At 30.5% G+C, this 5,834-nt stretch carries 8 protein-coding genes; 1 reads left to right on the top strand and 7 read right to left on the bottom strand.

The window, feature by feature from the left end; genetic code table 11:
* Window positions 1–82: 82 nt before the first annotated feature.
* The 4 genes from KJA15_03545 to KJA15_03530 form a co-directional block, all read right to left on the bottom strand.
* A complete protein-coding gene (locus KJA15_03545) occupies window positions 83–340 on the bottom strand; it encodes a hypothetical protein (protein ID MBZ9572378.1) in 258 nt (85 codons plus the stop codon).
* Between the two features lie 178 nt (window positions 341–518).
* The gene (locus tag KJA15_03540; protein ID MBZ9572377.1) at window positions 519–1,238 is read right to left on the bottom strand and encodes a hypothetical protein; all 720 of its coding nucleotides are present in this window, start codon (window positions 1,236–1,238) and stop codon (window positions 519–521) included.
* Window positions 1,222–1,605: a hypothetical protein gene (locus KJA15_03535; GenBank protein MBZ9572376.1), complete on the bottom strand. Its 384-nt coding sequence runs from the start codon at window positions 1,603–1,605 to the stop codon at window positions 1,222–1,224. The genes KJA15_03540 and KJA15_03535 overlap by 17 nt, the downstream gene beginning before the upstream one ends.
* Window positions 1,606–1,615: 10 nt before the next feature.
* Window positions 1,616–2,254 (bottom strand): hypothetical protein, encoded by a 639-nt coding sequence (locus KJA15_03530; protein MBZ9572375.1) that lies wholly within the window; start codon window positions 2,252–2,254, stop codon window positions 1,616–1,618.
* Window positions 2,255–2,331: 77 nt separating this feature from the next.
* On the opposite strand from KJA15_03530, the gene KJA15_03525 reads away from it, so the two are divergent.
* Complete coding sequence (locus tag KJA15_03525; protein MBZ9572374.1) at window positions 2,332–3,183, top strand: hypothetical protein; 852 nt, start codon at window positions 2,332–2,334, stop codon at window positions 3,181–3,183.
* Between the two features lie 158 nt (window positions 3,184–3,341).
* On the opposite strand, the gene KJA15_03520 is transcribed toward KJA15_03525, so the two are convergent.
* From KJA15_03520 to KJA15_03510, 3 genes are all read right to left on the bottom strand, one after another.
* Complete coding sequence (locus KJA15_03520; GenBank protein ID MBZ9572373.1) at window positions 3,342–4,061, bottom strand: hypothetical protein; 720 nt, start codon at window positions 4,059–4,061, stop codon at window positions 3,342–3,344.
* A 186-nt stretch (window positions 4,062–4,247) separates the two neighbouring features.
* Complete coding sequence (locus KJA15_03515; protein ID MBZ9572372.1) at window positions 4,248–4,778, bottom strand: hypothetical protein; 531 nt, start codon at window positions 4,776–4,778, stop codon at window positions 4,248–4,250.
* Between the two features lie 53 nt (window positions 4,779–4,831).
* The gene (locus KJA15_03510) at window positions 4,832–5,431 is read right to left on the bottom strand and encodes a DUF5343 domain-containing protein (GenBank protein ID MBZ9572371.1); all 600 of its coding nucleotides are present in this window, start codon (window positions 5,429–5,431) and stop codon (window positions 4,832–4,834) included.
* Between the last annotated feature and the right edge of the window lie 403 nt (window positions 5,432–5,834).

Genomic DNA, 5,834 nt, shown 5'->3' with positions numbered 1-5,834 from the left:
TATGGTTTGATGGGAACAGGAGAAAAATAGAGGTTGTATGAATATGTGTAAAAAAGAAATCTATAAAAAGGTGGCGCACTTTTCAATTGTTAAAAGTGGGGAAAATTCGGCTGTTATTGACAGTTGTGCTCTCCTTACGGTATTCTCGACAGAGAAACTTTCGATATTTTGATAGTATCTCACTGTTTTTCCCGACTAATTCAGCTAACTCTTGTGATTTTCTTTTAGGTTTTTCAACTATCTTAGAAATAACATCTTCTTTTTGATTTTCAATTTCTCCCAGCCTCAATTGTACAAAATTATTTCTACTATTTTCTGTATTTGTCTTGTTCGGGATCATAATATTCACCTATTATGGTCTCAGATTACTGGGTGGTCGTACACCCGGTAATCAATACCATTTTATATGGAGAAACATAAGGAGTTCCTATCTTATATACTCCTGTAGGAGGTCAGTGAAAGTACTCCTGTTGAATAGGAGAGTTTTGAAGATGCTTTTTTGTTCAAATTTAGGTGATTTATTTTTTCCTATCGCCTTTTATAGAAATAGATCCCCCATGATCGTGGTTATTAATTATTATTTCATTTTTCTCATAAATAACTAACGGGACATTTTTTGCTAATATATTGTTAGAACGATACTGATAATATAATTTTAATTTCTTAGCTTCATCAATCTTTAAGTTTGAAATAATGTTTTCAAATTTCTTTTTAGAAATCCCCTCAATTCGATATTCTGAAGCTATTTTAAGACTCTTTGAACACTTATGTAATGGTTTCATAATGAATTTTTTATCGGGAGTTATTGTCACTAATCTTTCTTCGCTTGCAAGTATTATATCTGTTTTCAATAGATGCTCCAATTCATTTCTTAATATCGTTTTTATGAAATTGTCTAGTTTAATAAAAGTGTTCCTAAAATAATCTTTAAATTCAACGTCTGGATTTTCACCGTGTGCTATTGAGTCCCTTAGGTCTTTTATCAAACTCCATTCGGTTTTTTTCATATTCCATCTATGTATTGCATATGCTTCAGTTAGATTCCTGCCCTCAGGCCTGAATTTTAATGGTTTTTTACTTTTTACATAAATGACCCATTTTGAATTTTTACTTAAAAAATTGTCGATGTCGCTTAACATTAAATCGAACTCTCTATTTGATAGAGTTTCAAGGATTCGATAACAATCCAAAAAGGATTGGATATCACTTTTTGATTCCAGCCTATGCCCTAACCACATCAGAGAACGAAATAATAATGGATCTTTCTTGAGTATTTTTGAGATATCTGTTATCTCTTGTGAAAAATCCTTCCAAAATTTCTTTGTGGGTATAAAGTTCCAACTTTTCGTTAAGTTTTGGTCCCCTAAAGATATTGTCATTTTTTTTATGAAAAAATGAAAAAGGCACTTCAAGAAAGATTGGTTTGGTAATATATAATGGTTCTCCAACTGGTTTTAGATCTTTTGTTTGTTGAAAAGCAATTGGTCCAAACTTAACCTCAACATGTCTACTATTGAATTTATTTTTACTCACATTCTCAAAATCATCTTTCAGAAAAGTTGAAACAACTGGAATAATATCTTTCTTAATTTTTATTAAAGGCATTATAACATCCTTAATTTTTTATATTAAATAAACCCTCCTGATTTTTCCCAAATGCAATTTTTATATCTAATTTTTCATGAAACCCCTCATCATATAAATATTGAATTGCATGTTCAATATCTATATAATTCTGAGGTTCATATTTGTGCCATAAAGTAGAAGAATGTCCTTCCTTATTACGAAAGACTTTAGCAATATTCAAACCCTTTTGAATTTCCTTAAGATGTTTTATTCCTTGTATTTTTTTTATTTTTTGAATTAGAGGATTCATAGTGTAAGTATCATCTTTTTTGAATTTCAGTTTATCAAATTCGTTTAACAGGTATGGAAACTTTTTCATGATTTTTTTACCATTATTATCTATAACTAAGTTTATACAAAAACCATTTTTCAAATACAGCACCTTTAAAAGCAACTCACATCCAATCCCTATAAAAAGCCTTTTTTGACGATTTCTAATTAGAAGTTTTAGATCATCATTTATATAATTTGCATAAATATCTTTCTTTAAAAGTAATGCTGCCGATTCAAGATAATAATCTGCAACTAATTTAAAGGTAAACCAATCATTTTTCTCAAATTTTTTAGCATATTGAGCTTTTATTGTACTTTCTAAGGAAACCATACAGGTATATAAAATCTGAATCATATTAACTTTTTTAGATTTACAACTTCTGTTATACATGAGAAAAAAATTTGATATAACAGAAAGACATTATAATATATATGAATAAAACGCCAATTGGAACGGAATTTATCAAAATTCTTAACTCTATAAATGACCAGCTTATGTTTTATCTTTTTAGTGAGGAAGAACTCAAACGAAAACTAAGGGATTTTAGCGATGATGTAGAAGACCATTTTACTACACATGTATTTGCAAAGAATAAATATTCTTTAAAAATTCATGTCAGACTTAATGAATTACCGAAATTTCTAAAGGATAACAGAAAATTAACTTTTGGATCATACTTTTCAACTAGTTATGAAGTTGTCAAAGGATATCTAATTCGATCTTTAGTTTTACTGAAAGATATAAACTCTTCTACATTTATAAAAACAACAAGAGACACTCCTGAAATGACATTTATAGAAACACTGAGATTCTCTCATTGCAATTTGCCTGATCAAGAGCTTATTGGGACTCTTGCATATCTTCGCTTGCGTAGAAATCACTTTACTCATCACAATAAAACGTTAGCTCCAATTTTTAAAGATTTAATAGAGAATAACGGTGAATTACTTAATGCGTTTTGGGGTTCTTCCGATACCTGCATACATCTTGATTTTTCTAAAAAAGATATTACTAATTTCTCGGAAAATGAAACAATTGAACTGATAAATTGCCTTAGAATAATAACAAAAGAGATTGATAGCTGTTTGGCATCATCTTTAAGCATGAATGGTTGTCTTGACTATATTGCACAGGAAGTTTTTTCTAATAAACCTGTTAGGATGAATATCTTTATTGAGGAAAAGAGAACCAAGAAATTACAATATTTTGCAAATCAGTATTTTGGATTAAATTGTACAGTCGCCCAAGCATCACTAGTTGTAAATAGGATTGGTGTACGTTAATTCATTTTTATAAAAATACATATATTATCTGGTTTATTCAACTATTTCTTCCTTTAGGAGATTAGTGAAAGTACCCCTGTTGGACATGAGAAAATCAGTTACAATAGTCACCTTAATTTATCATCTTAATGCAATCTAATAATTTTATGAATAAAATACTACTTTTTAAATTCACTACAAAAACGTTCTAAAGTATCAATAAATGACTCTGAATTTAGCTTATTTTTCTCATAAAAAGGTTTCCAAAATTCAGGATACTCCACCTCTGGAAAGATCAAGAGATCGTTGTCCAAAATATGTATAAATCTTTCGAAAAAACGTCGATTGGAGAACTGCGATTTAAAAGGTTTTATTGTAGATTCTACAGCATCGACTGAATGATTAATGATGCTTGTTAGACCATGCTTTTTCATAATTGTATTAATTACCTTTTTTTCAAATCCTAAAGAAATTTCAATTACATCAAATAATTCGTTGAAGAAACATAGAGAAAATGGTTTAGGTAAAAGGTTTGATTGACATATTTTTTCAAATTCATCTAGTTTTGATAACTTAACGGCGCATTCACTACTCAAGGTAATCGCAGATTTTACATTTTCAGATGGATTCCTTTCCACCCAGCGATTGGGAGTGAAGTCATTAATATAGCCATCGCCCACAAGTTGTTTAACAGTTTTTAATGCTTTTTGTTCGATTTCTTCATTAGAAAATTCTATTTTAACTCGCAAAGATTGATCTTCAGGAGGCTTTGGATAATGACCAAAATTAGGATATTTAATTTCATCATTTGAAAAATCACTCTTGATCTTTACGAATCTATTTACTGATTCCTTCAGAAAAAATTCGTTAGTAATCAAATGAATTTTTTTATATGCCATTTATATTAACCTTCTGATATTTTAATCTAAATTTGATTTATCAATTATTTTGAATTACTTATATTTTTCTTATCCAATAACATCGTATTACATTCTCCATAACTTTCTGACTATCCAACCAATCATGTCATGTTGAGGCCATTGAAAATACTCCTGTTGGACGGGAGAAAAAACTAGATAATTATTTTATGTTTGAATTCTTAACCAGTCTTTTATAAGTAATTTAAATCTGATGATTTCATCATCATTAAGTTCACAACTATGTGCAATTACATTCCTTATTCTGTTGAACTGAGATAAGACTTCTTGCACAGATTTTTGACTACGAAGTATATCTGAAAAATCAGACCAATTTGCGTTAAATATGTCTATTAATTCACCAAAATTTGCATAAGCCAAGGGGTCATCTGACCTGATTGACATCGCAGTTTCCTGTTCTTGTTTCTGTCTTTTTTTAACCTCGCCCTTTACACCATCTGGAACTTTCTCATCCCACCATTCAGGACCCTGTCTTTCACTTAAAACGTCAGTAATCAACTTACGTACACTGTTTTCTAAACTAAAATATAAAATATAAAAATCCGCCATTTTTTCTGCTTTTTTCAGAATCTCATGTTCGAATAAATCTGTGTCAACTAGTTGATCTTTTTTGATGGTTTCTACATGACCTATTTCTATGCCAGATTCCTCTAATTTAGCTAAACTCTTCTCCAGCATTAGATTTTTCATTTGAAATATCAACAGTTTATCACTCAAATCAGATTCTTTTTTCATTTCAGAAGATGCTCCTTAAGACTTTTAAAAATCGCGTCAAATATCTCAATATCAGGGGTTGCTGGCAGATTTAGATTAATTGTATATGAAATACCTAACTTTGGTGTAAATTCTGTCGGTTTTTCTGCTGCAATCTTTTTAACTTCTTCTTTTTTTATTGGTATCTTCTGCTCGAAGTCAGCTAATTTACGAAGTTCTATAAAGGTCCCAGATATTTTTGGAATTGTTTTGTCATCCTTCGAAGTCCCAAGAACTGTTGCAAGCTTAGAATTTAAATCCTCTCTTTTAAGATCATGGGCATATTCATGTGCAGCAAAAAGTTCCGAATATGCAGCTTTTATACGTTGAGCTAAAATTATTTTAGATTTACTTTCGTCCCTATAATCTCTATATACAGCGGTTGGTATATTGGCTTCATCAATAAATTGCAATCTCTTTAGTAGTGGTACCATAGCCCTATAACTGCTTGATTTTAAACCCAACTTTGTGTGTAAAAAATCTTGAGTAAATTTTGGCGGAACAGCAGCTTCTTTGATCTTATTAAAAACATCTTTTATTTTACCATAAGCATCTACATAGGGCGGATATTCTACCATATTAAGACCTCCCTTTTATAATGTAGAAAGGATATCCATATATAAAGATTATTAGCTAATTTATAATGGGATTTCCAAATGAGTGCTCCTTCTGTTTAAAACCATATGGTTCACGATACAAGTGGGCTATCTTGACCGGTCAATTGACCTGTCAAGCTTTTTATTCTCGTTTTGTATTTCCTTATGTTATGCCCGAGAAAGGTTGGTCAAATATCACTGTTAGGGAGAAGACTGCAAAGACACTTAAACAGATTGCACGGAGTCAACAATTAACTATAGATGAGTTGCTGAATCAATTTCTGATAAGTGTATGTGTTCCCAAATCTTCATCAGCCCCTGAGTGGACAATATGTCGCTTATGTGGGATCCGGCTAAAAACAAAAAATCTGTCGGATCATATGTT

It is taken from the genome of Patescibacteria group bacterium, assembly GCA_020148145.1.
Taxonomy (GTDB): Bacteria; Patescibacteriota; Minisyncoccia; order Minisyncoccales; family JAHCRE01; genus JAHCRE01.
The sequence above is the reverse complement of the archived record's forward strand: the minus strand, read 5'-3'. Positions and strand labels throughout refer to the sequence as shown.